This is a genomic window from Paraburkholderia sp. (assembly GCF_024281035.1).
In the GTDB taxonomy this organism is placed as follows: domain Bacteria; phylum Pseudomonadota; class Gammaproteobacteria; order Burkholderiales; family Burkholderiaceae; genus Paraburkholderia.
In genome coordinates this window covers 14269-39900 of sequence record NZ_JAMXLH010000077.1, presented here as the reverse complement: position 1 = coordinate 39900, position 25632 = coordinate 14269, and the positions used below count along the sequence as shown (strand labels likewise).

The 25632-nt window shown below is 64.8% G+C and carries 21 protein-coding genes and 1 pseudogene; 8 read left to right on the top strand and 14 right to left on the bottom strand.

All coding sequences use genetic code 11. The features are described 5' to 3' along the window. Positions 1-307: 307 nt before the first annotated feature. The 6 genes and pseudogenes from Q0L30_RS24665 to hemA all read right to left on the bottom strand — a co-directional run. A complete protein-coding gene (locus Q0L30_RS24665) occupies positions 308-1126 on the bottom strand; it encodes a class III extradiol ring-cleavage dioxygenase (RefSeq protein WP_296663205.1) in 819 nt (272 codons plus the stop codon). A 163-nt stretch (positions 1127-1289) separates the two neighbouring features. After that, entirely contained in the window at positions 1290-1913 is a 624-nt protein-coding gene (locus Q0L30_RS24660) for a UbiX family flavin prenyltransferase (RefSeq protein ID WP_296663201.1), read from the bottom strand. Positions 1914-2023: 110 nt separating this feature from the next. Further along, a complete protein-coding gene (gene grxD / locus Q0L30_RS24655) occupies positions 2024-2335 on the bottom strand; it encodes a Grx4 family monothiol glutaredoxin (protein WP_296663199.1) in 312 nt (103 codons plus the stop codon). 172 nt (positions 2336-2507) lie between these two features. Then, on the bottom strand, positions 2508-3356 hold the full coding sequence (prmC, locus tag Q0L30_RS24650; protein ID WP_296663196.1) for a peptide chain release factor N(5)-glutamine methyltransferase: 849 nt from the start codon (positions 3354-3356) through the stop codon (positions 2508-2510). A gap of 44 nt (positions 3357-3400) precedes the next feature. Next, a complete protein-coding gene (gene prfA / locus Q0L30_RS24645) occupies positions 3401-4483 on the bottom strand; it encodes a peptide chain release factor 1 (RefSeq protein WP_296663193.1) in 1083 nt (360 codons plus the stop codon). Positions 4484-4709: 226 nt separating this feature from the next. Continuing rightward, positions 4710-5975, bottom strand: a pseudogene (gene hemA / locus Q0L30_RS24640) (glutamyl-tRNA reductase); the annotation flags it as partial. Between the two features lie 582 nt (positions 5976-6557). Between hemA and Q0L30_RS24635 the strand changes: the two are divergent. From Q0L30_RS24635 to Q0L30_RS24625, 3 genes are all read left to right on the top strand, one after another. After that, positions 6558-6812, top strand: a complete 255-nt coding sequence (locus tag Q0L30_RS24635; RefSeq protein ID WP_296663190.1) for a hypothetical protein — start codon at positions 6558-6560, stop codon at positions 6810-6812. A 76-nt stretch (positions 6813-6888) separates the two neighbouring features. Continuing rightward, complete coding sequence (locus Q0L30_RS24630; protein WP_296663188.1) at positions 6889-8703, top strand: aminopeptidase P family protein; 1815 nt, start codon at positions 6889-6891, stop codon at positions 8701-8703. Between the two features lie 14 nt (positions 8704-8717). After that, on the top strand, positions 8718-9341 hold the full coding sequence (locus Q0L30_RS24625; protein ID WP_296663185.1) for an HAD family hydrolase: 624 nt from the start codon (positions 8718-8720) through the stop codon (positions 9339-9341). Between the two features lie 125 nt (positions 9342-9466). On the opposite strand, the gene ettA is transcribed toward Q0L30_RS24625, so the two are convergent. From ettA to lhpI, 3 genes are all read right to left on the bottom strand, one after another. After that, positions 9467-11134 (bottom strand): energy-dependent translational throttle protein EttA, encoded by a 1668-nt coding sequence (gene ettA, locus Q0L30_RS24620; protein WP_296663182.1) that lies wholly within the window; start codon positions 11132-11134, stop codon positions 9467-9469. A gap of 430 nt (positions 11135-11564) precedes the next feature. After that, entirely contained in the window at positions 11565-12257 is a 693-nt protein-coding gene (locus Q0L30_RS24615) for a phosphatase PAP2 family protein (protein WP_296663179.1), read from the bottom strand. 486 nt (positions 12258-12743) lie between these two features. Further along, entirely contained in the window at positions 12744-13652 is a 909-nt protein-coding gene (gene lhpI, locus Q0L30_RS24610; RefSeq protein ID WP_296663176.1) for a bifunctional Delta(1)-pyrroline-2-carboxylate/Delta(1)-piperideine-2-carboxylate reductase, read from the bottom strand. Positions 13653-13860: 208 nt separating this feature from the next. On the opposite strand from lhpI, the gene Q0L30_RS24605 reads away from it, so the two are divergent. Continuing rightward, positions 13861-14607 carry a GntR family transcriptional regulator gene (locus Q0L30_RS24605; protein ID WP_296663173.1) on the top strand — a complete coding sequence of 249 codons (747 nt, stop codon included), beginning with the start codon at positions 13861-13863 and terminating at the stop codon, positions 14605-14607. Positions 14608-14721: 114 nt separating this feature from the next. On the opposite strand, the gene lhpH is transcribed toward Q0L30_RS24605, so the two are convergent. From lhpH to ychF, 3 genes are all read right to left on the bottom strand, one after another. Further along, positions 14722-15729, bottom strand: a complete 1008-nt coding sequence (gene lhpH / locus Q0L30_RS24600) for a trans-3-hydroxy-L-proline dehydratase (protein ID WP_296663170.1) — start codon at positions 15727-15729, stop codon at positions 14722-14724. A gap of 23 nt (positions 15730-15752) precedes the next feature. Continuing rightward, the gene (locus tag Q0L30_RS24595; protein WP_296663168.1) at positions 15753-16871 is read right to left on the bottom strand and encodes a branched-chain amino acid ABC transporter substrate-binding protein; all 1119 of its coding nucleotides are present in this window, start codon (positions 16869-16871) and stop codon (positions 15753-15755) included. Positions 16872-17245: 374 nt separating this feature from the next. Next, positions 17246-18340 carry a redox-regulated ATPase YchF gene (gene ychF / locus Q0L30_RS24590; protein ID WP_296663165.1) on the bottom strand — a complete coding sequence of 365 codons (1095 nt, stop codon included), beginning with the start codon at positions 18338-18340 and terminating at the stop codon, positions 17246-17248. Between the two features lie 450 nt (positions 18341-18790). Between ychF and Q0L30_RS24585 the strand changes: the two genes are divergently transcribed. The 4 genes from Q0L30_RS24585 to Q0L30_RS24570 all read left to right on the top strand — a co-directional run bounded on the left by Q0L30_RS24585 (position 18791) and on the right by Q0L30_RS24570 (position 23762). Beyond that, positions 18791-19963 (top strand): UbiH/UbiF family hydroxylase, encoded by a 1173-nt coding sequence (locus tag Q0L30_RS24585; protein WP_296663162.1) that lies wholly within the window; start codon positions 18791-18793, stop codon positions 19961-19963. 237 nt (positions 19964-20200) lie between these two features. Continuing rightward, positions 20201-20929 carry a DsbC family protein gene (locus tag Q0L30_RS24580; RefSeq protein ID WP_296663159.1) on the top strand — a complete coding sequence of 243 codons (729 nt, stop codon included), beginning with the start codon at positions 20201-20203 and terminating at the stop codon, positions 20927-20929. Between the two features lie 210 nt (positions 20930-21139). Further along, the gene (locus tag Q0L30_RS24575; RefSeq protein WP_296663156.1) at positions 21140-22930 is read left to right on the top strand and encodes a M61 family metallopeptidase; all 1791 of its coding nucleotides are present in this window, start codon (positions 21140-21142) and stop codon (positions 22928-22930) included. 235 nt (positions 22931-23165) lie between these two features. After that, positions 23166-23762 carry an NAD(P)H-dependent oxidoreductase gene (locus Q0L30_RS24570; RefSeq protein WP_296663152.1) on the top strand — a complete coding sequence of 199 codons (597 nt, stop codon included), beginning with the start codon at positions 23166-23168 and terminating at the stop codon, positions 23760-23762. 126 nt (positions 23763-23888) lie between these two features. Here the strand turns inward: Q0L30_RS24570 and Q0L30_RS24565 are convergent, their stop codons facing one another. Further along, positions 23889-24881, bottom strand: coding sequence for a uracil-DNA glycosylase (locus Q0L30_RS24565; RefSeq protein ID WP_296663149.1), 993 nt, complete (start codon positions 24879-24881; stop codon positions 23889-23891). A 112-nt stretch (positions 24882-24993) separates the two neighbouring features. Next, positions 24994-25629, bottom strand: coding sequence for a CYTH domain-containing protein (locus tag Q0L30_RS24560; protein WP_296663147.1), 636 nt, complete (start codon positions 25627-25629; stop codon positions 24994-24996). Positions 25630-25632: the final 3 nt, after the last annotated feature.

Below are 25632 nucleotides of genomic sequence, written 5' to 3'. Positions count from 1 at the left end.
TACGGCTGGGACATGCTGGTGGTCGCGCTTGTCGCACTCGCTTTCTACTACTGGGGCGTCAGCTCGGGCTACCGCACGCCGTACCTCAAGGAACGCGAGGAACACGACGAAGTGCTCGAAGGCATTGGCGCTCACTGATCTGCTGCACTGATCTGCTGCACTGAGCGGCTGAACTGATCGGCTGCACTTAGCGCCTGATGTCGAACCGCGGCGCAAGCCGCGGTCGAGGCAACGAAAAAAACCCGCCTGAAGCGATTCAGGCGGGTTTTTTCATGCTCGCGCGTGATGCGCGCACGGTGATCGGCGATCAGTGCTGCGCGGAGTCGCTTACGCCGAACACGTAGTTCGTCATCGCGAGCGCGCGCTGGTAGGTGCCGAGCGACTGGATGCCGAGCGTGTAATCGTCGTCGGCGGCGCCGAGCGCCGTGAAAACCGGCAGCAGGTGCTCGTCGGTCGGGTGCATGAGCTGCGCGTGCGGTGCGCGACGGCGATAGTCGAGCAGGGCGTCGATATCGCGGGCGGCGAGATGCGCTTCGAACCAGTCCGTGAATTCGGCGACGCGCGGATCGGCGTCTTCCGGGCGAGCGGAAAAATCCGCTTCGCGCAGGTTGTGCGTGATCTGGCCCGAGCCGATCACCATCACGCCTTCGTCGCGCAAGGCGCGCAGCGCGCGGCCGATGGCGAAGTGATGCGCGGCGTCGGCGCGCGGCTGGATCGACAACTGGGCGACCGGCACATCGGCTTTCGGAAACATCAGCAGCATCGGCACCCATGTGCCGTGGTCGAGGCCGTGCGCTTCCTCGTCGACCGCCACGCCGTGCGCGCGCAGTAGTGCCGCTGCGTGCTGGGCGGCAACGGGCGCGCCCGGCGCCGGATACTCGATCTCATAGAGCGCGCGCGGAAAGCCGTAGAAATCGTGGATCGTTTCGGGCTGCGTCGCGGTGCTCACGACCGGTCGCAGCGTGCACCAGTGTGCGGACAACATCAGTATCGATTCGGGGCGCGGCAGATCCGCGGACAGCGCGGTGAACGCGCCCGAAGGCAGCGACGGGTCGATGGGCAGCGTCGGCGCGCCGTGCGACAGGAAAACGGTAGGCAGGCGGGAAGCGGTGGAAGCGGTGGTCATGATCGCGGGCCGCGGCGAGGCGGCGGTAAAGGTTCTATGCCGATCAATATAAATGCGCACCGTTACGAATTAAACGTGCCTAAAGAGAATTGATCGTCTACCCGCTGTTGATAATCGACGGGTGTGACAGCGCGCGTGAAGCGGCGGAAAGCGTGGGGCTGCGTCAGTCCGCGCTGTCGCCGAGCCCTTGCCACACGGGCGAGAGCGTGGTGCCGAGCCCGAACAGGTCGAGTACGCGCGCGACGGTCTGATCGACCATTTCGTCGATCGAGGCAGGCTTGTTGTAGAACGCGGGCAGCGGCGGGAAGATGATGCCGCCCATTTCGGTCACCGCCGTCATGTTGCGCAGGTGCGCGAGGTTGAACGGCGTTTCGCGCACGAGCAGCACGAGGCGGCGACGCTCCTTGAGCGTGACGTCGGCTGCGCGGGCGATCAGGTTGTCCGAGAGTCCGTGTGCGACGCTCGCGAGCGTTTTCATCGAGCACGGCGCGACGATCATGCCGTCGGTCGCGAACGAGCCGGATGCAATGCTCGCACCGACGTCCCGCACCGAATGCACGACGTCCGCGCGCGCGTGGAGATCGTCTTTCGCGAGCTGCAGCTCGTGCTGGATGTTGAGCCAGCCGGCGGAGGAAATCAGCAGATGGGTTTCGACGCCGCCCAGGTCGCGCAGCATGTCGAGGATGCGCACGCCATAGATCGCGCCGGTTGCGCCGGTGATCGCGACGATCAGTCTGCGCGGAGCGGCTTTGGCGGCGGCTTGGCGAGCAATGCGGGGAGCGTTCACGAACGGGCGGGGCGCGTGTGAAGAAGCAACAGGCGAAGCAGCGACAGGTGAAGCATGAAGCGGCGCGCGAGGCCGGGACGGCCGGCGGATGGCCGCCGTCCCCGAGGCGCTTAGGCCTGGGTGAAGAGCTGCTGCAGTTCGCCCTTTTCGTACATCTCCATCATGATGTCCGCGCCGCCGATGAATTCACCCTTCACGTAGAGCTGGGGAATGGTCGGCCAGTTCGAGAAGTCCTTGATGCCCTGGCGGATTTCGTCGTCGTCGAGGACGTTGACGGTCTTGAACTTGTCGAGGCCGCAGGCGTTGAGGATTTGCACCGCGCGGCCCGAGAAGCCGCACATCGGGAATTGTGCGTTGCCCTTCATGAAGAGGACGACGGTGTTTTCATCGACGATCTGCTTGATGCGTTGTTGGGTGTCCATGACTGACCTTGCAATGTTTGAATGCGGAACAGGTTGAAATGATAGCGGATTTCGCCGATGCCAGCGGGCGTCCGACCGCGTCCTGTAGGGGCAATCGGGAGGTTCGAGGCGGCTACGTGTCGTGCCTGCGCTGTGCTCGCGCCATGCTTGTGCCGTGCTTGCGCCGTGCGTTTTAGTTCGGCAGGCGCGCGCCGCTGATGCGCTCGATGCCCGCGAGATCCCTGTGCGAGCGCGCATCGGCGAAACCCTGCGCCGGCAGCAGCGCGCGCACCGCGGCCGCCTGGTCGTAGCCGTGCTCGACCCACAGAACGCCGCCGGGCGTAAGGCGCGCGGGCGCGCCCGCGACAATCGCGCGCAGGGCGGTAAGACCGTCGGCTTCGTCGGTGAGCGCGCCACGCGGCTCGAAGCGCAGGTCGCCCTCCTCGAGATGCGGATCGCCGCTCGCGATGTACGGCGGATTGCTGACGATGACCTCGAAGCGCAGCGACGGATCGAGCGTGTCGTACCAGCTGCCCGCGACAAAGACGAGTTCGCCGCCGGGCCGCTTGGCGTCGAGCAGGCGCTGCGCGTTGCGCTTCGCGACGGCGAGCGCAGCGGCCGAGCGGTCGACGGTCCAGATCCGAGTGTCGGGCCGCGCCGAGGCGATCGCCACGGCGATCGCGCCGCTGCCGGTGCCGAGATCGAGCACGCGCGGCGCGGTGAGGCCGTCGAGGGCCGCGAGCGCCGTTTCGACCAGAAGCTCGGTTTCCGGGCGCGGAATCAGCACGTCGGGCGTGACGTCGAAATCGAGGCCGTAAAACTCGCGCCTGCCGACCAGTTGCGCGACCGGTTCGCCGTGCGCGCGCCGCGCTTCGAGCGCGCGATACGCGAGAACCTGCGCGTTATCGAGCGTTTCGTCGCCGCGCGTGATGAGTTCGGTGCGGCGCCAGCCGAGCACGTGCATGAGCAGTACGCGCGCTTCCAGCGCGGGCAGCGGCGAGGCGCGCAGCAGAGCGTCGGCGGTGACGGCGTTCGCGTTCACGGATGTGGAGGTGGAGGTGGATGTGGATGTGGATTTGGCGTGCGTCAGTCGGCGTCGCCGAGCGAGGCGAGCTGCTCGGCCTGATGCTCGGAGACGAGTGCGCCGATCAGTTCGTCGAGATCGCCGTCCATGATCGATTCGAGCCGATACAGCGTCAGGTTGATGCGGTGATCGGTGAGACGCCCTTGCGGGAAGTTGTACGTGCGGATGCGCTCCGAGCGGTCGCCCGAGCCGACGAGGCTCTTGCGCGTCGCCGCTTCCTTCGCGTGCTGTTCCTGGCGCTGCTTGTCGTTGATGCGCGCGGCGAGCACCTTGAGCGCGCGGTCCTTGTTCTTGTGCTGCGAGCGGTCGTCCTGGCACTCGACGACGATGCCGGTCGGAAGGTGCGTCACGCGCACCGCCGAATCGGTCTTGTTGATGTGCTGGCCGCCTGCGCCCGAGGCGCGGAAGGTGTCGATGCGCAGATCGGCAGGATTGATCTGGACTTCGCCGATCTCGTCGGCTTCGGGCATCACCGCGACCGTGCACGCCGACGTGTGGATGCGGCCCTGCGTTTCCGTGGCCGGCACGCGCTGCACGCGGTGCCCGCCCGACTCGAACTTGAGCTTCGAATACGCAGCCTCGCCCGCGATCCGCACGATCACTTCCTTGTAACCGCCGAGGTCCGATTCGCTCGCCGACATCATCTCCGTCTGCCAGCGGTTGCGCTCCGCGTAGCGCAGGTACATGCGCAGCAGGTCGCCCGCGAACAGCGCCGATTCGTCGCCGCCCGTGCCCGCGCGGATTTCGAGGAACACGTTGCGCTCGTCGTTGGGATCCTTCGGCAGCAGCATCTTCTGCAGGTCCATCTGCAGCTGCACCATGCGATCGCGCGCGCTTTTCACCTCTTCTTCGGCGAATTCGCGCATCGAAACGTCCGCGAGCAGGTCTTTTGCGGCGAGTTCGTCGTCCTTGGCCTGGCGCCACTGCGCGTAGTGCGCGACCACCGGCTCCAGTTCCGCGTGCTCGCGTGTGAGCTTGCGGTACTGGTCGCGGTTCGACGTCACATCGGGACGGCTCAAAAGATCGTTCAGCTCGGCCAGACGCGTAGTCAGCTGGTCGAGCTTCAATTGCATGCTCGTTTTCATCGGGCGGCTCGGAGTTGTCTCCGGAAAGTCGTGCGAGGGGGAAAGAGAAGAGCGGGCTGTAGGCCCGGTCGCGGCGCGTGGGGAACGCGCCGCTTAGCGGATCGCGCCGCTAACGGTCCGAAGAACCGGACGATTCAGACGTGGTGTTCGCCACGGAAGAGGCGGCAGGCGCGGCCTGGGTGTCGCGAGCCTCACGACCAGACTGGCTCGCCTGGCCGGATTGGCCGTGCCGGTAGAAACCGCTCATCAGTTCGATGAGCGAGTCGCGGTCTTCGCCGCTCGCGTTGTTGAGCGCGTGCGTCGGACCGTGGATCAGCTTGTTCGTGAGCGACTGCGAGAGCGCTTCGAGCACCGCCGCCGGATCGTCGCCGCGTGCGAGCAGCTTGCGTGCGCGCTCGAGTTCGGCGCGGCGCAGCAAGTCGGCCTGGGTGTGCATATGGCGGATGACCGGCACGATGCTGCGTGCGTCGAGCCACTGCATGAAATTGGCGACGCGCGTCTCGATGATCGTCTCGGCCTGTGCGACGGCGGCCTGGCGCGAGGCATTGCCTTCGCGCACGATCGTGCCGAGGTCGTCGACGGTGTAGAGAAACACGTCTTCGAGCTTGCCGACTTCGGGTTCGATGTCGCGCGGCACGGCGAGGTCGACCATGAAGATCGGGCGGTGGCGACGCGCCTTGACGGCGCGTTCGACCGCGCCCAGGCCGATGATCGGCAGCGTCGACGCCGTGCACGACACGATGATGTCGAACTCGTGCATACGTGCGGGCAAATCGGAGAGCGGCATCGAGTTGCCGCCGAAGCGTTCGGCGACATAGTGCCCGCGCTCGGCCGTGCGGTTCGCCACGACCAGTTCGCGCGGCTGGTGCGCGGCGAAGTGCGCGGCGCACAGCTCGATCATTTCGCCCGCGCCGATGAACAGCACGCGCTGGCTCGAAATCTTCTCGAAGATGCGCTGCGCGAGGCGAACGGCGGCGGCAGCCATCGAAACCGATTGCGCGCCGATTTCCGTCGTGCCGCGCACTTCCTTCGCGACGGCGAAGGTGCGCTGGAACAACTGGTTCAGATACGTGCCCAGTGCGCCGGCCTCGGTGGCGGTGCGCACGGCAGTCTTCATCTGGCCGAGGATCTGCGTCTCGCCGAGCACCATGGAATCGAGCCCCGACGCCACGCGGAACGCATGGCGCACCGCTTCGGACTGCGGTAGCGCGTAGACGTGCGGTGCGAGGTCTTCTGCGCGGATGCCGTGGTACTGCGAAAGCCAGTGGATGGCGGCGTCGCGTGAAGCGTTGTCGTCGCTGGCGCAGTAGAGCTCCGTGCGATTGCACGTGGAGAGAATGGCTGCCTCAGGCGCGCTGATCGCGCGGCGGCCCGACCACGCTTCCTTGAACAGAGCGAGCGCGGGCTTGATCTGTTCGAGCGGAAACGACACGCGTTCGCGCAAGGCGACAGGCGCAGTGTGGTGATTGATTCCGATCGTTAGAAGCTGCATACCATGTAGCGAGAATTTGGTCGTCATTATAGCTTTTCCTCGCATTCTGTAAGGGTATCAGCACGAACGGTGATTTCCCGGCCTGGCGGCGGCCGTCCTGCTAGTTGGCAGACCATTTGATCCGTTGGTAAACAAGCAGTTACAGCGCTCTGATGGCTTGAACGGAGTGTGCCGCGCACCTGTAATGTACACGTTTTAATTCGCGCGACTGAACGTCGCGGAGCGGTAATTCCGGCGATTCCGGCCGATTTATGCATGGCCGTACACGGGCCAAACCCACTAAAACGGGGCGCGATTCTCGTGCGTCCAGGACAGGTCCTCGCATACCAGTCAAACCGGCAATCGCATAGTAGACATTACGCGGCCGGCTGCGCGGTAACCCGGCCGCGCTTGCCTTGCGCTATCTCGCCCCCTACACTCAACCGCTACGCGCGAAGCGCCAGGCCGACCGTTTCCCGGCCATAAACCAGGCACAAGCCAGGCACAAGCCAGCCAATGCTTTAGAGACATGTTAGTCCGCACGATGCGACTGCCCGAACCGCCTGATCCGTACTTTCCGACTTTCGCGAGGCTCCGCCCCTGATGGGCTGGCCCGGCATTGTCGTAATCGGCGTTGTGGTCGGCGCAGCAGGCTGGTGGCTGCATCCGATGCGCGCGCGAGCGCGCGGCGGCTTCGTGCTGGCCGTCATGGCGGGCGTGCTGGGCGCTGCGCTCGCACGCGTCGCCGGGCGCGCCACCGGGCTCTTCCATGACGGCGAGCTGCTCGAATGGCCGGTATGCACGGCGTTCGCGCTGGTTTTCGTGGCTGTGGCCGTCGCGCTGCGCGTGCGCCGCTGAATGCCGCTCTTTTGCTCATGGTGACCGGCTGCCGTGCCGCCGCCGTCCCGCATCAATTCTTCTTGCAGGTGAAATCATGAACGCCCGACTCCCCGAAAACTCCACGATCCCCGAGCGGATCGCCGCGCTGCGCGCCGCCATGACGCGTGCGGGCGTCGACGCGGCACTCGTCCCGTCCGCCGATCCGCATCTTTCCGAATACCTGCCGCCGCGCTGGCAGGGCCGCCAATGGCTCTCGGGCTTCACCGGTTCCGTGGGCACGCTGGTCGTGACGAAGGACTTCGCGGGCGTCTGGGTCGACAGCCGCTACTGGGTGCAGGCCGAAAACCAGCTCGCGGGCACCGGCGTCGACCTGATGAAGATGATGGGCGGCCAGCAGACCACGCCGCACGTCGAATGGCTCGCGCAGAACGTCCCGGCGGGCGGCACGGTCGCGGTGGATGGCGCCGTGCTCGGCGTCGCCTCGGCGCGCGTGCTGTCCGATGCGCTCGGCGCGCGCGGCGTGACGCTGCGTACCGACCTCGATCTGCTCGATGAAGTGTGGCCCGCGCGTCCCACGCTGCCCGTTGGGCCGGTCTACGAGCACACCGCGCCGCACGCCGACGCGGGCCGCGCCGGCAAGCTCGGCCAGGTGCGCCGCGCGATGCAGGAAAAGGGCGCGCAGTGGCATTTCATCTCGACGCTCGACGATCTCGCGTGGATCTTCAACCTGCGCGGCGCCGATGTGACCTACAACCCGGTATTCGTCGCGCACGCACTGATCGGGCCGGATCGCGCGACGCTCTTCGTCGCCGAGGGCAAGGTGCCCGAAGCACTCGCGCAATCGCTCGCGCGCGAGGACGTGCACCTCGCGCCGTATGCGCAGGCGGCGTCGGCGCTCGCCGCGCTGCCCGCGGGCGCAACGCTGCTCGTCGATCCGCGGCGCGTGACGTTTGGCTTGCTGCAGGCGGTGCCGTCGGCGGTGAAGCTGGTCGAATCGATCAATCCGAGCACCTTCTTCAAGTCGCGCAAGACGGCCGTCGAAGCCGAACACGTGCGCGCGACGATGGAGCAGGACGGCGCGGCGCTCGCCGAATTCTTCGCGTGGTTCGAACAGGCGCTCGGCCGCGAAACCATCACCGAACTCACCATCGACGAAAAGCTCACCGCCGAGCGCGCACGGCGGCCCGGCTACGTTTCACCGTCGTTCGGGACGATCGCGGGCTTCAACGCCAATGGCGCGATGCCGCATTACCGCGCCACGCCCGAATCGCACAGCGTGATCGAAGGAAACGGCCTTCTGCTGATCGACTCGGGCGGCCAGTATCTCGACGGTACGACCGACATCACGCGCGTCGTGCCCATCGGCACGCCGAGCGCGGAGCAAAAGCGCGACTTCACGATCGTCCTCAAGGGCACGATGGCGCTGTCGCGCGCGCAGTTTCCGCGCGGCGTCCGCTCGCCGATGCTCGACGCCATCGCGCGCGCGCCGATCTGGGAAGCGGGCGCGGACTACGGCCACGGCACCGGGCACGGCGTCGGCTATTTCCTGAACGTTCACGAGGGCCCGCAGGTGATCTCGCACTACGCGAGCCCCGAGCCGTGGACCGCGATGGAAGAGGGCATGATCACGTCGATCGAGCCGGGCCTCTACCGGCCGGGCAAGTGGGGCGTGCGCATCGAAAACCTCGTGCTGAATCAGGCGGCGCAAAAGACCGAATTCGGCGAATTCCTGAAGTTCGAGACGCTGACGCTCTGCCCGATCGACACGCGCTGCATCGACTTGACGCTGTTGCGCGACGACGAGCGCGCGTGGCTCAACGCGTATCACGAAACGGTGCGGCGGCGCGTGTCGCCGCACGTCTCGGGCGCGGCGCTCGCGTGGCTCGAAGCGCGCACGCAACCGGTCTGACGCGGACGGCGGCGATGGCGATCAAGGCAGTGGTGTTCGACTTCGGCGGCGTGCTGGTGGACTGGAGCCCGGAATATCTGTACCGCAAGCTGATTCCCGACGACGCCGAGCGGCGCTTGTTCTTCACGCACGTTTGCACGATGGACTGGGTGATCCGCCAGGACGGCGGTCAGTCGATTGCCGAGGGCACGGCGGAACTCGTCGCGAAGTATCCGGCGTACGAGGCGCTGATTCGCGCGTTCTACGCGCGCTGGCCCGAGATGATCGGCGGGCTGCTCGAAGGCGGGGTGGCGACGTTCGACCGGCTGGAGGCGGCGGGCGTGCCGCTCTTCGGCCTCACGAACTGGTCGGCGGAGACGTTTCCGTGGGCGTGGGAGCGCTACGAGGTGCTGCGGCGCTGCCGCGATATCGTCGTGTCGGGGCGCGTGAAACTCGTGAAGCCCGATCCGGCGATCTTTCACGAGATGTTCCGCCGCATCGAGGCGCAACTGCCGGGCATTGCGCCCGCAGAACTCGTCTTCATCGACGATAACCGCCACAACGCCGAAGCCGCTACGGCGCTTGGCTGGCACGGCGTGCATCACACGAGCGACGCCGCCACCGGCGCTCGCCTGCGCGACCTGGGCCTGCCCGGTTGAGCCGCGCCTGAGTCGCGCCTGAGCCGCGCCGCTAACCGCGCGGCAATCGCGGGCAGCGGCAAACCCCGCAAAAATCCGGCGAGACAGCGCGTCCGCCGCCGAGCAGGCAGCGGACGCCTTCGCACTTAGCGGCTGATCGGCTTGTAGCGCAGACGCTTCGGACGCGCGGCTTCCTCGCCGAGGCGCTTGATCTTGTCGGCTTCGTACTCGTGGTAGTTGCCGTCGAAGAACGTGACCTGCGAGTCGCCTTCGAACGCGAGGATGTGTGTGGCGATACGGTCGAGGAACCAGCGATCGTGCGAGATCACCATCACCGAGCCTGCGAATTCGAGCAGCGCGTCTTCGAGCGCGCGCAGCGTTTCGACGTCGAGGTCGTTCGACGGCTCGTCGAGCAGCAGCACGTTGCCGCCCGCGATCAGCGTCTTCGCGAGATGCAGACGGCCGCGCTCGCCGCCCGACAGGTTGCCGACCACCTTCTGCTGGTCCGAACCCTTGAAGTTGAAGCGGCCGATATAGGCCCGCGACGGCGTTTCGTACTTGCCCACGGCGAGTATGTCTGCACCGCCCGAGATTTCCTCGAACACGGTCTTGCTTCCGTCGAGCGCGTCGCGGCTCTGGTCCACGTACGCGAGCTTGACGGTCGGACCTTCCACGATCTCGCCCGAATCCGGCTGCTCCTTGCCGGTGAGCATGCGAAAGAGCGTCGACTTGCCCGCGCCGTTCGGCCCGATGATGCCGACGATCGCGCCCGCGGGAATCTTGAAGCTCAGGTTGTCGATGAGCAGACGGTCGCCGTACGACTTGCTGACGTTCTTGAACTCGATGACTTCATTGCCGAGACGCTCGCCCGCCGGAATGAAGATTTCCTGCGTTTCGTTGCGCTTCTGGTATTCCTGGCTCGACAGTTCCTCGAAGCGCGCGATACGCGCCTTCGACTTCGCCTGGCGGCCCTTCGGATTCTGGCGCACCCACTCCAGTTCCTTCTTGATCGCCTTCTGGCGCGCCGATTCGCTCGATTCTTCCTGCTTCAGACGCTCTTCCTTCTGGTCGAGCCAGCTCGAGTAATTACCCTTCCACGGGATGCCGTGGCCGCGGTCGAGTTCGAGAATCCACTCGGCGGCGTTGTCGAGGAAGTAGCGGTCGTGGGTCACGGCGACGACGGTGCCCGGGAAGCGCGTGAGGAACTGTTCGAGCCACTCGACCGATTCGGCGTCGAGGTGGTTGGTCGGTTCGTCGAGCAGCAGCATGTCGGGCTTTTCGAGCAGCAGCTTGCACAGCGCGACGCGGCGCTTCTCGCCGCCCGAGAGGTTGGCGATCTTCGCGTCCCACGACGGCAGGCGCAGCGCGTCGGCGGCCACTTCGAGCTGCTGCTCGGGGCTGCCGCCGTCCGAGGACGAGAGAATCGCCTCGTATTTCGCCTGCTCGGCGGCGAGGGCGTCGAAGTCGGCGTCGGGTTCCGCGTAGGCCGCGTAGATTTCGTCGAGCTTCTTCTGCGCCTGGAATACGTCGCCGAGACCTTCTTCGACCGCTTCGCGCACGGTCTTTTCCGGATCGAGCTGCGGCTCCTGGGGCAGATAGCCGATGTTGAGATTGGGCATCGGCGTGGCTTCGCCTTCGATGTCCTTGTCGACGCCGGCCATGATCTTGATGAGCGTCGACTTGCCCGAGCCGTTCAGGCCGAGCACGCCAATCTTCGCGCCCGGGAAGAACGACAGCGAGATGTCTTTCAGGATCTGGCGCTTGGGCGGCACGATTTTGCCGACCCGGTTCATGGTGAAGACGTATTGGGCCATGAGGATTCTTTTGGAAACGGGGAAAAATGGAGCGCGACGCTCGCGCGTTGCTCAGACCTTATTCAGACCTGACTCAGGCCTTGAGCGGCGAAACGTCCCGGCAAAGCTATACCGTATCGAGCGGTGAGCGACACGCTCGCCCGGCGTATATACGGGGTTTGATACGGATTCGACGGCGCGACGGAATGTCGATGAATCTGTCAGCGAAGTCGTCTGTGGCTATTATCGCATCCCGGCTCGACCGTCTCCCCGGCAGGGCACGTGCGACGAACGACTGACTGTGATTCGTTCGGATGGTGCGGCTAAAAGTCGAACGAGCAGCGAAAGCAATCGATGAAGAATGTGTTTATTGACGATTGCTTCGCTGGCGTGTGTCCAATGCCGGTTGTCGCCGATTGATCGTTGTCGGCGCAGTGCTTCACAGCACTCGTCACACCGCTTTCACCATGGAATGGAAAAGCTGGAGAAGTTCGTCGAACTGCGTAACGAGCTCGAAGCACACGAGAAACGCGAGCATCGATGCCGGCCCGGGAAAGCGCATCGCCCAGCGCAGAACGGGCGCGGCGGTGCGTTTGCGGACCGAATCGCGCGTCATGACGTAGGTGATCGCGACACCGATGGCTGCGCCAGCAATCAAATCGGTCGGGTAATGAAAGCCGAGATACGCGCGCGGCAAACAGATGAATAGCACCGTGTACAGAATCGCAATCGTGCCGATTCGCCGCCAGATAAGGAAAATCCCCATCGAAATCGCGATCCATAGCATCGCGTGATCGCTTGGAAACGAACTCCAGCTGCTCAGCGTGGCTCCGCGCAGCGACTCGGAGGCGAAATGCAGATGCAAGTCCGGGTTATAGATGGGACGCACGCGAAACGGCAGAAAATGCGCGAGCAAACGCCCCACCGCGAGCGCAATCAGGCCGCTTGCCACCGTGGCAATCGTCATTTCACGCTGCCACTCGCGTTGCGCACCAGGCTCGAACCAGATCCACCACAACAGCGGGATCAGCAGAAAACCCTTGAATGTATAGAGTCCCGCAATCACACGGATCGTGTGATTGAGCAGCGGGGCGAGATGGATTTGTGTGAGGAATCCCAGAATGACGGTATCAAAGCTGGTCATTTGTTGTGAGCCATTCCGATGATTTGATTCATGAGAGAGGCGGACGAGAATGCCAATCCGGGCCGCGTTTGATCGTATGGGTCAATTCAGCGCGCATGAGTAAAGAATCGAAAGCAAGTGTAAATAGCGCCTTCGCCCGCCCGGTTAGGGGCGGAACGTTACGACAATGCGCTTGGGGGAGTCGTCTTTCGACGGCGTAAACGTTGGTCACACATCGTTTCGTTTTCAAACGAGGTGTGGGGGATGTGAGTGTGCCGGGGGAAAACGGTCGGGATCAGATGGCGGGCTTCGGTGCGCCTTGCTGGCGTGGAGGTGTGCGTCGAGACGGAAATCCGGCGTTTTCGATGTGGTTCGCGATGTGGCTCGATTACCCGAGCGGTTTTCCGCCGTTGCGATTCTTCGTAGGCAGGAAATCGATCCCGATCTGCTTGGGCTTGCTGCACATCGTTATCGTCGGTGTTCGAGATTCAACGCGCAGCTTGCACCTTAAATGCTTGCACGTGCGACGCGACACGCGGCGAGATCCCATGCGGCGCACCCGACGCTCTTGAAGAAAATGGGTGCGGTCGGTATGAGCTTTTGCCTGATGGCATCCGCGAGCGTGTGTGCGTTGTCCCAGTCGAAACCCGCCTGGATCAGGTCGCCGGCTTCGTGTTCGGCACCCACCAGATCGTCAACGATGATGAAGCTGCTATCCACAGTCGCCTTGCCGACTTCGGCGGCATCCGGCGTGAATGCGCCGATGCCGATCACGAGGCGGCCAGCACGGGCCGGTACGTTATAGACGGGCGACTTGCTGGTCGTGACGGTCACGACGACATCGACTGAATCCGGGATATCGCCATCCAGTGCACTGAGATTCGGCGCAATCTGCGTCAGACCTTCCACGAAGCGCTGCGCGGCCTCAAGCGTTCCGCCTCTGACCAGAATTTGCGCTTGCGGGAACAGTGCCGCGAAGGCTTCGACGTGATTCGCCGCCTGCTTGCCGGTCCCGATGATGAGGATTTCCTTCGGCGCAGCGGCGTGCAGCGACATGATGCCGAGCGCACTGATCGCGGCGGTGCGACGGCCGGTGACCGTCGGGCCGTCGAGCACGAAGAGCATCTCGCCCGTCACCGAATCGCACGCGATGACCTGACCGTGAATCGTCGGAAGCTGGCGTGCGCCGTTGCCGGGGCAGACATTCACGAGTTTGTGGATCGCGATCTCGGCGGCGCTCGACGGCATCGACAGCATGACGCCGCCTTCTTGCAGCGGGATGCCGAGTCGCTCGGGGCTGACGATCTTGCCGTCCGCGTACTCGAGAATCGTGTCGCGCAGCACTTGCACGAGCTTCGGGTAGTCCAGCAGCGCAGCGGTTGCGCTCGCGTCGAACGATTTAAGTTGAGTGGTCATGTCGTGGCACGTCGTGTGATGAGGAGTGTGAAGCTGGATCAAAATTAAACCAGATGTGGATAAAAATCAATCCATTATTCACCTTGATTGGCCTATTATGGAATTAAAACCAGACCAATAGGAGTTAAGAGGCATTCTAAAAGAGCCAGATTCCTCTCTGTTATGGTTAAGTGGTATATTCAAGACCAACGCATGACAAGGTTCCCACATGGCATCCGCACGCACCGACTTCCCGGCGAATTTTCGCGCCCTGCAGATCTACGAACAGGTTTCCGAAAAGGTCCGCGCGGAAATTCGTGCCGGCCGGTATCTTCCGGAATCCCGCCTGCCATCCGAGCGTGAACTCGCGGCCATGTTCGGCGTCGGCCGGCCGGCGGTTCGCGAGGCAATCGGCGCGTTGCAGAACGAAGGCCTGGTCGTCACGCGCAGGAATTCGGGCACGTATGTTTCCGAAGACGCCCCCGACATACTTGCGCGCGCCGTCGTGCCGGCCGGGCATGATGCAACGAGTCTCCAGGCCGATTACAGCCCGTCGGCCACGTTGGACGTGCGCCTGATTCTGGAGCCCGCCATCGCCCGGCGTGCCGCGGCTCACAAGAAGCGCGATCCGCTCGCCGAGCATTACCTGCAGCAGATGGAAACGCTGACCGACGTAGCGGACCCGGAAGAACGCGCGCTCTGGAATAACAGCGACCGGCTGTTTCACCGTCAACTCGCCGTGATGACCGGCGACGCACTGCTCGTCAAGATCGCGCAAGAGATTGCGGACACAATGGACCAGTCCTTGTGGAAGCGCATCAAGGACGATGGCATCTACGATCCCGCGCGAATCCGGCTGTACGTTGCCGAGCACCGTCTTATTTACGAAGCGATCGTGACGGGCGACGCGGACGCCGCTGCGTTTTATGTGGAGCAACATATCCATCGCGTTCAGCGCGACATCACGCCGACCTGACCGGTTATCGGACCATCCGGCGAATTCGGATTTCCCGCATACGAAAGAGTCTGCGAAAAAAACGCGCGCGCCGGTGAACCGGACGCGCGCCGAAAATCCCTGGTAAGGGGAGAATTAACGCACGAGAAAACCGTAGGTGAGCGGATCGCGTTCATCGATGATCCATTGGGCAAAGCCACAGATATAGGCCTCGCCTTCGACCTCGGGAATCACGGCGGGAATGCCTTGAACGGACGTTTCCTTCAACACGCGGCCTTTGAATACGGTGCCGACGATCGATTCGTTCACGAGGGTTTCACCCGCCTTCAGCTCGCCGCGCGCATACAGCTGCGCAACGCGTCCGCCGGTCCCCGATCCGGTAGGCGAACGATCGACTTCGCGGTCGGCGAACACGCAGCAATTGGCCTGCGTCGAGCCGGCGTGACGCGGTGCGTTCGCGATAATCGTCCCGTAAATGTGATTGATCTCGGGAATCTCGGGATGCTTGACCGGAAACGCCTTGTTCGCGGCTTCCTTCACTTCGGCGCCGAAGCGGATCAGCTTTTCGACTGACGACTCGCGCACCGGCAGATCGAACGGCGCACCATCGACGTAGAAATAAAACGCGCCGCCGTAGGCGATATCGCCCGTGACTTTGCCGAAAGTGGGCGTCTCGACTGTCACGTCCCGCTTCCAGAGGAACGACGGGACGTTGAAGAAGCGCACCGTTCCCGCGTGCTCGCCATCCCACTTGACGAAGGCTTCGATGAATCCGCAGGGCGCGTCGATGCCGACCCGCGTTTCGGGGATCGTCCGTTGAACCCAGCCCAGTTCGACTGCGGCGGTCGATAACCCGATGACACCATGACCGCAGTGGTCGCTATAGCCCTCGTTGTGCAGGAAGATCACGCCAAAGTCGGCGCCGGGCGACACCGGTTCGGTGAGATAGCCGCCATACATATCTGCGTGACCGCGCGGCTCGAACATGAGCGCGCGGCGAATATCGTCGGCGTTTTCCTTGAGCCAGGCGCGGCGCTGGACGATCGTGTCGCCAGGCAGACGCGGCAAACCGCTCGTGACGATGCGGAATGCCTCGCCGCCAGTGTGCACCTCGACGGTCGAAATAGTGCGGGTCGGTTTCATGGATTCGGATTTTCTCCAGCGAGTTATTGGGCGTAGGGAACCGGCAGTCCATTGCGAATGACATACACGGTTGTCGGCGCACCTTTCAGGTCGCCTTTCTCGTCAAACGAATAGGTGCCTGCTACGCCCTTATAGTCTTCCTTCGCGAGTTGCGCGGTGAGCTTTGCCTTGTCCGTGGTCGTGCCGGCCTTGACCATCGCATCGGCCAGCATCTTCACGCCGTCGTAGTAGTTGACGGCATAGACCTGCGTATCGATGTGGTACGTGTCGTGATACTTCTTCAGGAATTCGCGGCCTTCGGCGGTCTTGTCCAGCGCGACGCCACCCTGAGCGCAATAGACGATCGATGCGGCGTCTCCCGCGACCCTACCCATATCGGCGGAACAGATGCCATCGCCGCCGAGCAGTTTGGCGCGCAAGCCGCGCTGCCGCATCTGCTTGGCCATGGGCGCACCTTGCGCCGCGTAACCGCCGAAGAAAATCACGTCCGGATTTTCGGCCTTGATGGCCGTGAGGATGCCGAGGAAATCGGTGACCTGGGAATTCGTGAACTGGCGGTCGACGATCTTCAGGCCATTAGCCTTCGCGACCTGCTCGAATTGCTGCGCCACGCCCTGACCGTATGCGGTGCGGTCATCGATGATGGCGGCGGTTTTGGCTTTCAGCGTTTTGACCGCGAATTCGGCCATCGTGCCCCCGAGCTGCTCGTCGCTCGCGCCGATCCGGAAGATCGTCTTGAAGCCCTGCTGGGTGAGTGCGGGGTTCGACGCGACCGGCAAAATCGGAATGCCCGCGCTGTTGTAGACGCGTGACGCCGGAATTGCGACGCCCGAGTTGTACGGACCCATCACGGCGACCACGTTGTGGTCCACGAGATTCTGGGCGACTTGCACACCCACTTTCGGGTCGGCCTGGTCATCCAGCGAGTCCAGTTTGAACGTCACCGCCTTTCCGCCGACGGTGATGTGCTGCTTGTTCAGTTCGTCGATTGCGAGCCGTGCGCCATTCTCATTGTCTTTCCCGTTCGCGGCTTGCGGACCGGTCAGTGGTGCGGAATGGCCAATGACGACGACTTCCTGCGCTTGCGCTGTGACAGCGCCAAAGGCCGACGCGGCGGCCAGAGCGGTAATGAGGGAACGCATGGTTTGGTCTCGCGGAATTGGTTTTGAAGAAACCAATGTATTCCGTGGGTGGTTGTGAATCAAGCACTTTTCAGAAATAAAGGCTTGATTTGGTTCCAGGGGAAACCACTACGGATCGCGCGATGTGGATGGGCGGCTCAGCGTTTTTTCGTGCCAATGCTCATGTATCGCGCGAATTTTGGCGCGTGTGCCAGCCAGAAAGCCTGACGCGTGAGAGGAGGGAAGTTGTGAATCGGCATCGATGTGCGACCGCTTGCGGGTCGCGGTCTCACGCCCGCTGGAATGCCGCGAAGAACCAAAAGAAAAGCCCGCGAATCGCGGGCTTGTCGGGGTGCATCAGAGCGGGTGAGAACCGCTCACACCGTCATTTCAACTCAGACGTTAAACAGGAAATTCATCACGTCGCCGTCGTGCACGACGTATTCCTTGCCTTCGGCGCGCATCTTGCCGGCTTCCTTCGAGCCTTGCTCGCCCTTGAACGCGATGAAATCGTCGAACGCGATGGTCTGCGCACGGATGAAGCCGCGCTCGAAATCCGTGTGGATCACGCCAGCCGCCTGCGGCGCGGTGTCGCCCACGTGGATCGTCCACGCGCGCACTTCCTTCACGCCCGCAGTGAAGTACGTCTGCAGGCCGAGCAGCTTGTAGCCCGCGCGGATCACGCGGTCGAGGCCCGGCTCGTCCATGCCCATGTCGGCGAGAAATGCGGCCTTGTCTTCGTCTTCGAGATCGGCGATTTCGGCTTCGATCGCTGCGCACACGGCGACGACCGGCGATTTCTCGGCTTCGGCGTACTTGCGCACGGCGTCGAGGTGCGGGTTGTTCGCGAAGCCGTCTTCCTTCACGTTCGCCACATACATCGTCGGCTTCGCGGTGATGAGGCAGAACGGCTTGAGGAGCGCCTGTTCGTCTTCGGAGAGGCTCAGCGCGCGGACCGGCTTTGCCTGGTCGAGCTGCGCGCGCGCCTTTTCCAGCACGGCGGCGAGCTTCGCGGCTTCCTTGTCGTTGCCCGACTTCGCGGCCTTCGAGTAGCGCGTGAGCGACTTCTCGACGGTGCCGAGGTCGGCGAGCGCGAGTTCGGTGTTGATGACTTCGATGTCGGCGAGCGGATCGATCCTGCCCGCGACGTGGATCACGTTCTCGTCTTCAAAGCAGCGCACGACGTGCGTGATCGCATCGGTTTCGCGGATGTTGGCGAGGAACTGGTTGCCGAGTCCTTCGCCCTTGCTCGCGCCCGCGACGAGGCCCGCGATGTCCACGAACTCGACGACGGCCGGCACGACGCGCTCGGGCTTGACGATCTCGGAGAGCTTCGCGATGCGCGGATCCGGCACTTCCACCACGCCGACATTCGGCTCGATCGTGCAGAACGGATAGTTCTCGGCGGCGATGCCCGCCTTGGTCAGGGCGTTGAACAGGGTGGACTTGCCGACGTTAGGCAAGCCGACGATGCCGCATTGGAGGCTCATGAAATTCTCTGCATATCAGGGTGGGGACGTGCGGCTCGCCGGATCGGGGCGGCCGCATTCCGCGCGGGGAGCGGCGGAGCGGGCGCAGGCGGCACGTCGGGAGAGTGACGCGGGTCACCCAAAACCGCAATTGTAACCTTGTCCGGGCGCTGCTTTGGGTGCGCGCCCGTTCGCCCGGACGACAGCGTGCGCCGGTTGCGGCATGCGCGCCGCATTTGAGCGCCCCGTGCGGCAATGCAGCGCGCACCTGGCGCGCACCTGGCGCCTACCGAGGGCGTGCTGGGAGCGCGAGCCGCCAGTGCGCCGCCCGTCGCCTGCGTGCATGCCGCAGCGGCGTCCGCCGCACGCCCTTCAATAACGCCGCCGCGACGCCGCAGCCGTGCCGTTCACGGCCCCGCAAGCCCTGCCGGCTCAGCACTTCGGGGCCATGGCCGCAGCTATAATGCGCGGATGACAGCAACCAATCAGACTTTCGATGTCGCGGTGATCGGCGGCGGGCTTGTCGGCAAATCGGCCGCGCTCGCGCTGACCCAGAGCGGCCTGCGCGTCGCCCTGCTTGCGCAGCCCTGCGCACCTCTTCCTGCTGGCGCCGTGTTCGACGCGCGCGTCTACGCCTTCTCACGCAGCTCGCAGTCGCTGTTCGAGCGGCTGCGGGTCTGGCAGGCCATTGACGCTGCGCGGATCACGCCCGTCTACGACATGCGCGTGTTCGGCGATGCCGCCGCCGAGCTGCACTTCTCGGCGTATCAGGCGTCCGTGGCGCAACTCGCCTGGATCGTCGAATCGTCGGTCGTGGAGCGCGCGCTCGATGCCGCGCTGCGCTTCCAGCCCAATCTCACGTGGATCGATTCGCGCGCGCAGACGTTCGACGTCAAGCCGGACGCCGCCGTGATCGGCCTCGCCAATGGCCGCACGATCGAAGCCGACCTCGCCGTGGGCGCCGATGGCGCGCATTCGTGGGTGCGCGCGCAGATCGGCTCGGGCGTCGAGCGGCGCGAGTATCGTCAGACGGGTGTCGTCGCGAATTTCCGCGCGTCAAAACCGCACGGAGAAACGGCGCTGCAGTGGTTCCGTGACGGCGAGATCATCGCGCTCCTGCCGCTGCCGGACCAACATGTGTCGCTCGTCTGGTCTGCGGAAACGGATCACGCCGCGGCGCTCGTCAAGCTCGATGCGCAGCAGCTCGCAGCCGAAGTCGAGCGCGTGACGCAGCAGCAGGTCGGCACGCTCGAGTGCGTGACGCCCGCGCAGGGCTTCCCGCTCGCGCTGCAGACCGTCGACCGGCTGATCGCGCCGCGCGTCGCGCTGGTGGGCGATGCCGCGCACCTGATCCATCCGCTCGCGGGGCAGGGCGTGAACCTCGGATTGCGCGACGTGGCGGCGCTCGTCGAAGTCATCGCGGGCAAGGAAGCGTTTCGCGACCTCGGCGACACGGTGCTGCTGCGCCGCTACGAGCGCGGCCGCCGCGAGGACATCCGCAAGCTGATCGTTGCGACCGATGGTCTTCAGCGGCTGTTCTCGATTCCCGGTACGATTGCGCGTGCCGTGCGCAACACGGGCATGGCGTTCGTCGGCGGGCAACCGCTCCTCAAGCGCTGGCTCGTCGCGTCGGCACTGGGCTAGCGGCGCGCGCGGTGTGATCGCGCGCTTGCCGCTCTGCAGCGTGACCGCAATAGCGGTTGCGGCACGGCCCCGGCGGCTTCAGAATGGCCAAGGTTGCCGAAGCGGCCGAGGCGGTGAAGGGCGGCGGCGGAGAAACGGTGCAGGCGCAACGGCCGCGCGGTACGCCGCGACGGCCTTGCCACTCACAGAGGATAAAGGCGTGCGCGAGCCGCGCGCGGTCGAAACAGGAAGTAACTCATGCAAACGCGAATCCGGATTGCCGCGCTGGTTCTGGCGGCGGCAAGCACCGTGCTCGGCTGTTCGGCGAAGGCCGATCCGGCCACCGACAAGCTGAAGACCACGCTGCAGGCGCGGCTCGGCTCCGATACCGAGATCAAGAGCATCACGAAGACGCCGATGGCGGGCCTCTACGAGGTGAACCTCGGCACGCAGGTCGTGTACACCGACGCAAAGGGCGACTACGTCCTGCTCGGCGACCTCGTCGACATGAAGACGGGCCGCAATCTCACCGAGGCACGCCGCTCGGAAATCAACCGCGTCGATTTCGCGAGCCTGCCGCTCGCGAATGCGGTGAAGGTCGTGAAGGGCAACGGAAGCCGCAAGATCGCGGTGTTCTCGGACCCGTACTGCGCGTACTGCCGTCAGCTCGAAAACTCGCTGAAGTCGGTCGACAACATCACGGTCTACACGTTCCTCTACCCGATTCTCACCCCTGATTCGACGGTCAAGGCGAAGCAGATCTGGTGTTCGGCCGATCGCGGGAAGGCGTGGGAGCAGTGGATGCTCGAGCGCCGCGCACCGACGGCCGCCGGCAACTGCAACACCACCGCACTCGACAGCAATCTCGCGCTCGGCGAGAAGATGAATCTGACTGGCACGCCCACAGTGATTCTTGCCGATGGCCGCCGTCTGCCAGGCGCGGTCGATGCCAGCCGGCTCGAGCGCGAACTGAACGACGCGCACTGAAGTCGATCCGATCCCACCGGCCGCTACTGCGGCCGGTGTTTTTTTCGGACCAGCCATTTGACCCGGACTCGCGCATCTGCCGCAGTTTGCTGCTCTTGCGGAATCTGAAGCGCATGCCCGAGGCGCAGTCCGCGACGCCCTGGCCGTTCGCGCCGCGCCGCGGGCCAGCCGCCAGGTGCGCCCCCTGAACCACCGTCACCCATCCAGCCGATGAAGCCGATCCGATACACCATCGTTCCGAAGCAACCCGCCGCACATCTGTTCGAGGTGAGCATCACCGTCGACGATCCCGCGCCCGAGGGCCAGCGCTTCATGCTGCCCGTGTGGATTCCGGGCAGCTACATGGTGCGCGAGTTCGCGCGCAACATCGTCACGCTGCGCGCATTCAACGACGCGGGCCGCAAGGTGCGCGTGACCAAGAGCGACAAGAACACGTGGCAGGTCGCGCCGGTGAAGGGCGCGCTGACGTTGCGCTACGAGGTGTATGCGTGGGATCTCTCGGTGCGCGCGGCGCATCTGGACGACACGGTCGGCTTCTTCAACGGCACGAGTGTGTTTCTCGCGGCGATTGGGCGGGAAGACGCGCAGTGCATCGTCGACATCCAGCGCCCCGGGGGCCACGCGTACCGCCACTGGCGCGTCGCGACCGCGATGACGGAGGCGCGCGGCACCAAGCGCTACGGCTTCGGCGAGTACGTCGCGTCGAGCTATGACGAGCTGGTCGACCATCCGGTGACGCTCGGCGAATTCCTGCTCGCGAGCTTCGAGGCGTACGCCGTGCCGCACGACATCGTGATTGCGGGCCGCGTGACCGGGCTCGATACGGCGCGCCTCGTTGCGGATATCAAGCGGATCTGCGAAGCGCAAATCGCGCTCTTCGAGCCGCGCACGAAACGCGCACCGATGGAACGCTACGTGTTCATGACGCAGGCCGTGAGCGACGGCTACGGCGGGCTCGAACACCGCGCCTCGACCGCGCTCATCTGCAATCGCACCGATCTTCCCGTGAAGGGCAAGACCGAGATGAGCGAAGGCTATCGCACGTACCTCGGCCTCTGCAGCCACGAGTACTTTCACACCTGGAACGTGAAGCGCATCAAGCCCGCTGCGTTCGTGCCGTACGACCTCACGCGCGAGGACTACACGTCGCTCCTGTGGCTTTTCGAGGGCTTCACGTCCTACTACGACGATCTGATGCTCGTGCGCACCGGCCTCATTTCCACCGACGACTATTTCGGTCTCCTCGGCAAGACGGTCGGCGGCGTGCTGCGCGGCACGGGACGCCTGAAGCAGACCGTCGCGGAAAGCTCGTTCGATGCGTGGATCAAGTACTACCGCCAGGACGAAAACGCGTCGAACGCCATCGTCAGCTATTACACGAAGGGCTCGCTGGTGGCGCTCGCGTTCGATCTCGCGATTCGCGCCGAGACGAACAGCCGCAAATCGCTCGACGATGTGATGCGCCTCTTGTGGCAGCGCTACGGCCGCGATTTCTATCGCGGCAAGCCGGTCGGCGTGAGCGAGGAAGACGTCGAGGCGCTGATTGCCGAAGCGACCGGCGTGTGGCTCGGCAGCCTCTTTCACGGCGCGGTGAACAGCACGCGCGATTTGCCGCTCGCGGAACTGTTCGAGCCGTTCGGCATGTCGCTCGACGGCGAGCCGGAGCGCGGCGCGAAGCCGTCGCTCGGCGCGCGTCTGCGCGGCGGCGCGGAAGCCGCGCTGTCGGTCGTCTTCGAAGGCGGCGCGGCGCAGAAGGCGGGGCTCTCGGCTGGCGACGTGCTGATGGCGTTCGACGGCCTGCGCGTGACGGGCGCGAATCTCGACAGCCTGCTCGCGCGCTATCAGCCGGGCGCGAAGGTCGAGATCCATGCGTTCCGCCGCGACGAACTGCGTGTCGTGCGGCTCACGCTCGACGCACCGGAACGCGCGCGCTACAAGCTCTCCGCCACCGACAAGCGCACGGGACCGCGCACGTTTCGCGAGCGCTGGCTCGGCGCCTGAGCGGCACCTGAGCGGCACCCGAGCGGCACCTGAGCGGCACCTGAGCGGCGCGCGAAAGCACGCACGGCGGCAAAAATCGGACAAAAGCGACGCACGGCGTCGCTTTTTTTATGCCTGCGATCGTTCCGCTGCTGCAACAATGCGTCGTCGCCGGACTACTTTTTCGGCGTGCGGCGAATCAACACAATGGCTCCACTCGCGCAACCTTGCGCAACTGATACCCGAAGGAGCCACCATGACCACGATCCTGCAGATCAATTCCGCCGCCCGCTCGCAAGGCGCGCAGTCGACGCTGCTCGTCAACGAACTGACGACCCGTCTGCAACAATCGAACCCCGGTTCGAAAGTCGTCTCGCGCAACCTGCAAGCCGAGCCGCTGCCGCACCTGGACGACGCCATCCTCGGCGCGTTCTTCACGCCGGCCGAGCAGCGCACGCCCGAGCAGCAGGCCATTGCCGCACGCAGCGAAACGCTGATTGCGGAACTGCAGGCCGCGGACGTTATCGTGATCGGCGCGCCGCTGTACAACTTCGGCATCTCGTCGCAGCTCAAGACCTACTTCGACTGGATCGCACGTGCGGGCGTCACGTTCCGCTATACCGCGAACGGCCCGGAAGGCCTCGTTAAGGGCAAGAAGGTGTACGTGGTCTCGGCGCGCGGCGGCAAGTATCAAGGCACGCCGAACGACACCCAGACGCCGTACCTGAAGACGTTCCTCGGCTTCCTCGGGATGACCGACGTGAACTTCATCTACGCCGAAGGCCTGAACCTGGGCCAGGAAGCCGCGAGTGCAGCGCTCGCGAGCGCACGCGAGGCGATTGCCGCCGCGTAAATCCTGCCGGGTCAGGCGCGCCGTCCTCGCGACGCGCGTGCCTCAAAGCAAAAAAACGCCACGAATGCAGTTTTCGTGGCGTTTTCTTTTACGGGCGCGCTTCGGCAAGGCGCTGCGCGCGCGGGCTCAAGCGAGCACTTCGGCCTTGTCGGGCAGGCGCCAGTCGATCGGCGTGCGGCCCTGCGCTTCGAGGTACGCGTTGGCCTGCGCGAAATGCCCGCAGCCGAGAAAACCGCGATGCGCGGAAAGCGGTGACGGATGCGGCGCCTCCAGCACGCAATGCGCCCGGCCTTCGACGAGCGCGCGCTTGGCCTGCGCGTGCGCGCCCCACAGCATGAACACGAGATGTTCGTGGCGCGTGGCGAGTTCGTGGATCAGCGTGTCGGTGCAGCGCTCCCAGCCGCGCTTCGCGTGGCTCGCGGCATTCGCGCGCTCGACGGTCAGCACCGTGTTGAGCAGCAGCACGCCCTGGCGCGCCCACGCGTCGAGGCAGCCGTGCTCCGGCGCAACGATCCCGAGGCTCGCCGCGATCTCCTTGAAAATATTGCGCAGCGACGGCGGCGGCCGCACGCCGGGCGGCACCGAAAACGCGAGCCCGTGCGCCTGCGGCGTGCCGCGATCCTCGCCGTGATAGGGGTCCTGGCCGAGGATCACGACTTTTACGTCGTCGGGCGAGGTGAGGCGCAGCGCGCGAAACACGTCGGCGGGATAGACGGTCTTGCCCGCGGCGCGTTCTTCATCGACGAAACGGCAAAGCGGCGCGCAGGCGTCGCTTGCGAGAAACGGCTGCAGCAGATCGCGCCACGCGGCGGGCAGGGCGTCGAACTGGTCTTCCAGGCGCTCTGCGGGCGCGGGTGCTGCGGGAGAAGTCGGCATGGTCCGGGGTTTCGTCGTTTGCGGCGTATGCGGCGTTTGCCTTGTTTTCGTTGATTTAGCCGCGGCGGCGGGGACGGGCATCGGCCGGTCGTCGTCGAATAGCGAGAACAGCGAGATCTGACGCGGATCGACCTCGTGCGCCTGCATGTCGTCGTGTGCGGACTGCGATGGTTCGGTGACGAGATCGTCGAAGAGCGAGGCCTGCACCGGAGCCGCCGCGCGGGAGCGTTTCGTGGAAGTCATGGGCGGCAAGTGTCGCAGCAAACGCGCGGTGATTCAATGCAGCGAAAAAAGGGGGCAATGCGGGGGCGGCGCACGGCGGCGGCGCAAATGTGAATCGCCCCACGCACCGCGCTCAATTTTCGCGTAGCCGATATCCGCGTTGCGCCTTGCTGATGTTCTCGGGCGCGAGCCCGGGCAGTTCGGCGGTCAGTTGCGCGGCGAGCTTGTGCAACGCGGCTTCGTCGCCGGCCTTCAGTTCCAGTTCGATTTCGCAGATTGGCGTGCGGCGTGTTTCGCCATTCACGTCCGCTGTGATTTCGCCCTGGTCGACGGCCGCCTCGATTTGCGCGTCATCGACTGCGAGCATCCACAGCGTGCGCGTGAAATCGGTGCGAAAGAGGGCGATCAATTCCGAAGCCGCCTCGGCCAGCGCCGTTGCAACGTCCGCGACGCCCGCATCGTCGCACTCGCGCAGGAGCCGCGCGGTTTCGAGCGCCTCGCCCGCCACCGGCATTTCCCACTCGTGCCGCGCGTGCAGGCCGTTTTGCGCGACGCCGGCCGTCTTGAACGTCTGCAGCCAGCCATCCGGCGTGCGCCGCAGCCGCAGCGCGCTTTTCGCGCGCGCGAGCGTCAGCGCCGGCGTGTCGAAATAGATGTTCTCCAGCCGCACGGCGCGGCCCGCCGTGCCCGCGCGCGAGGCGAAGAGCCTGAGCGCCGCGTCCACCGCGTCGCGCGGCAGCGCGAGCTTGATTTCCCGCTCGATGGCCATGTC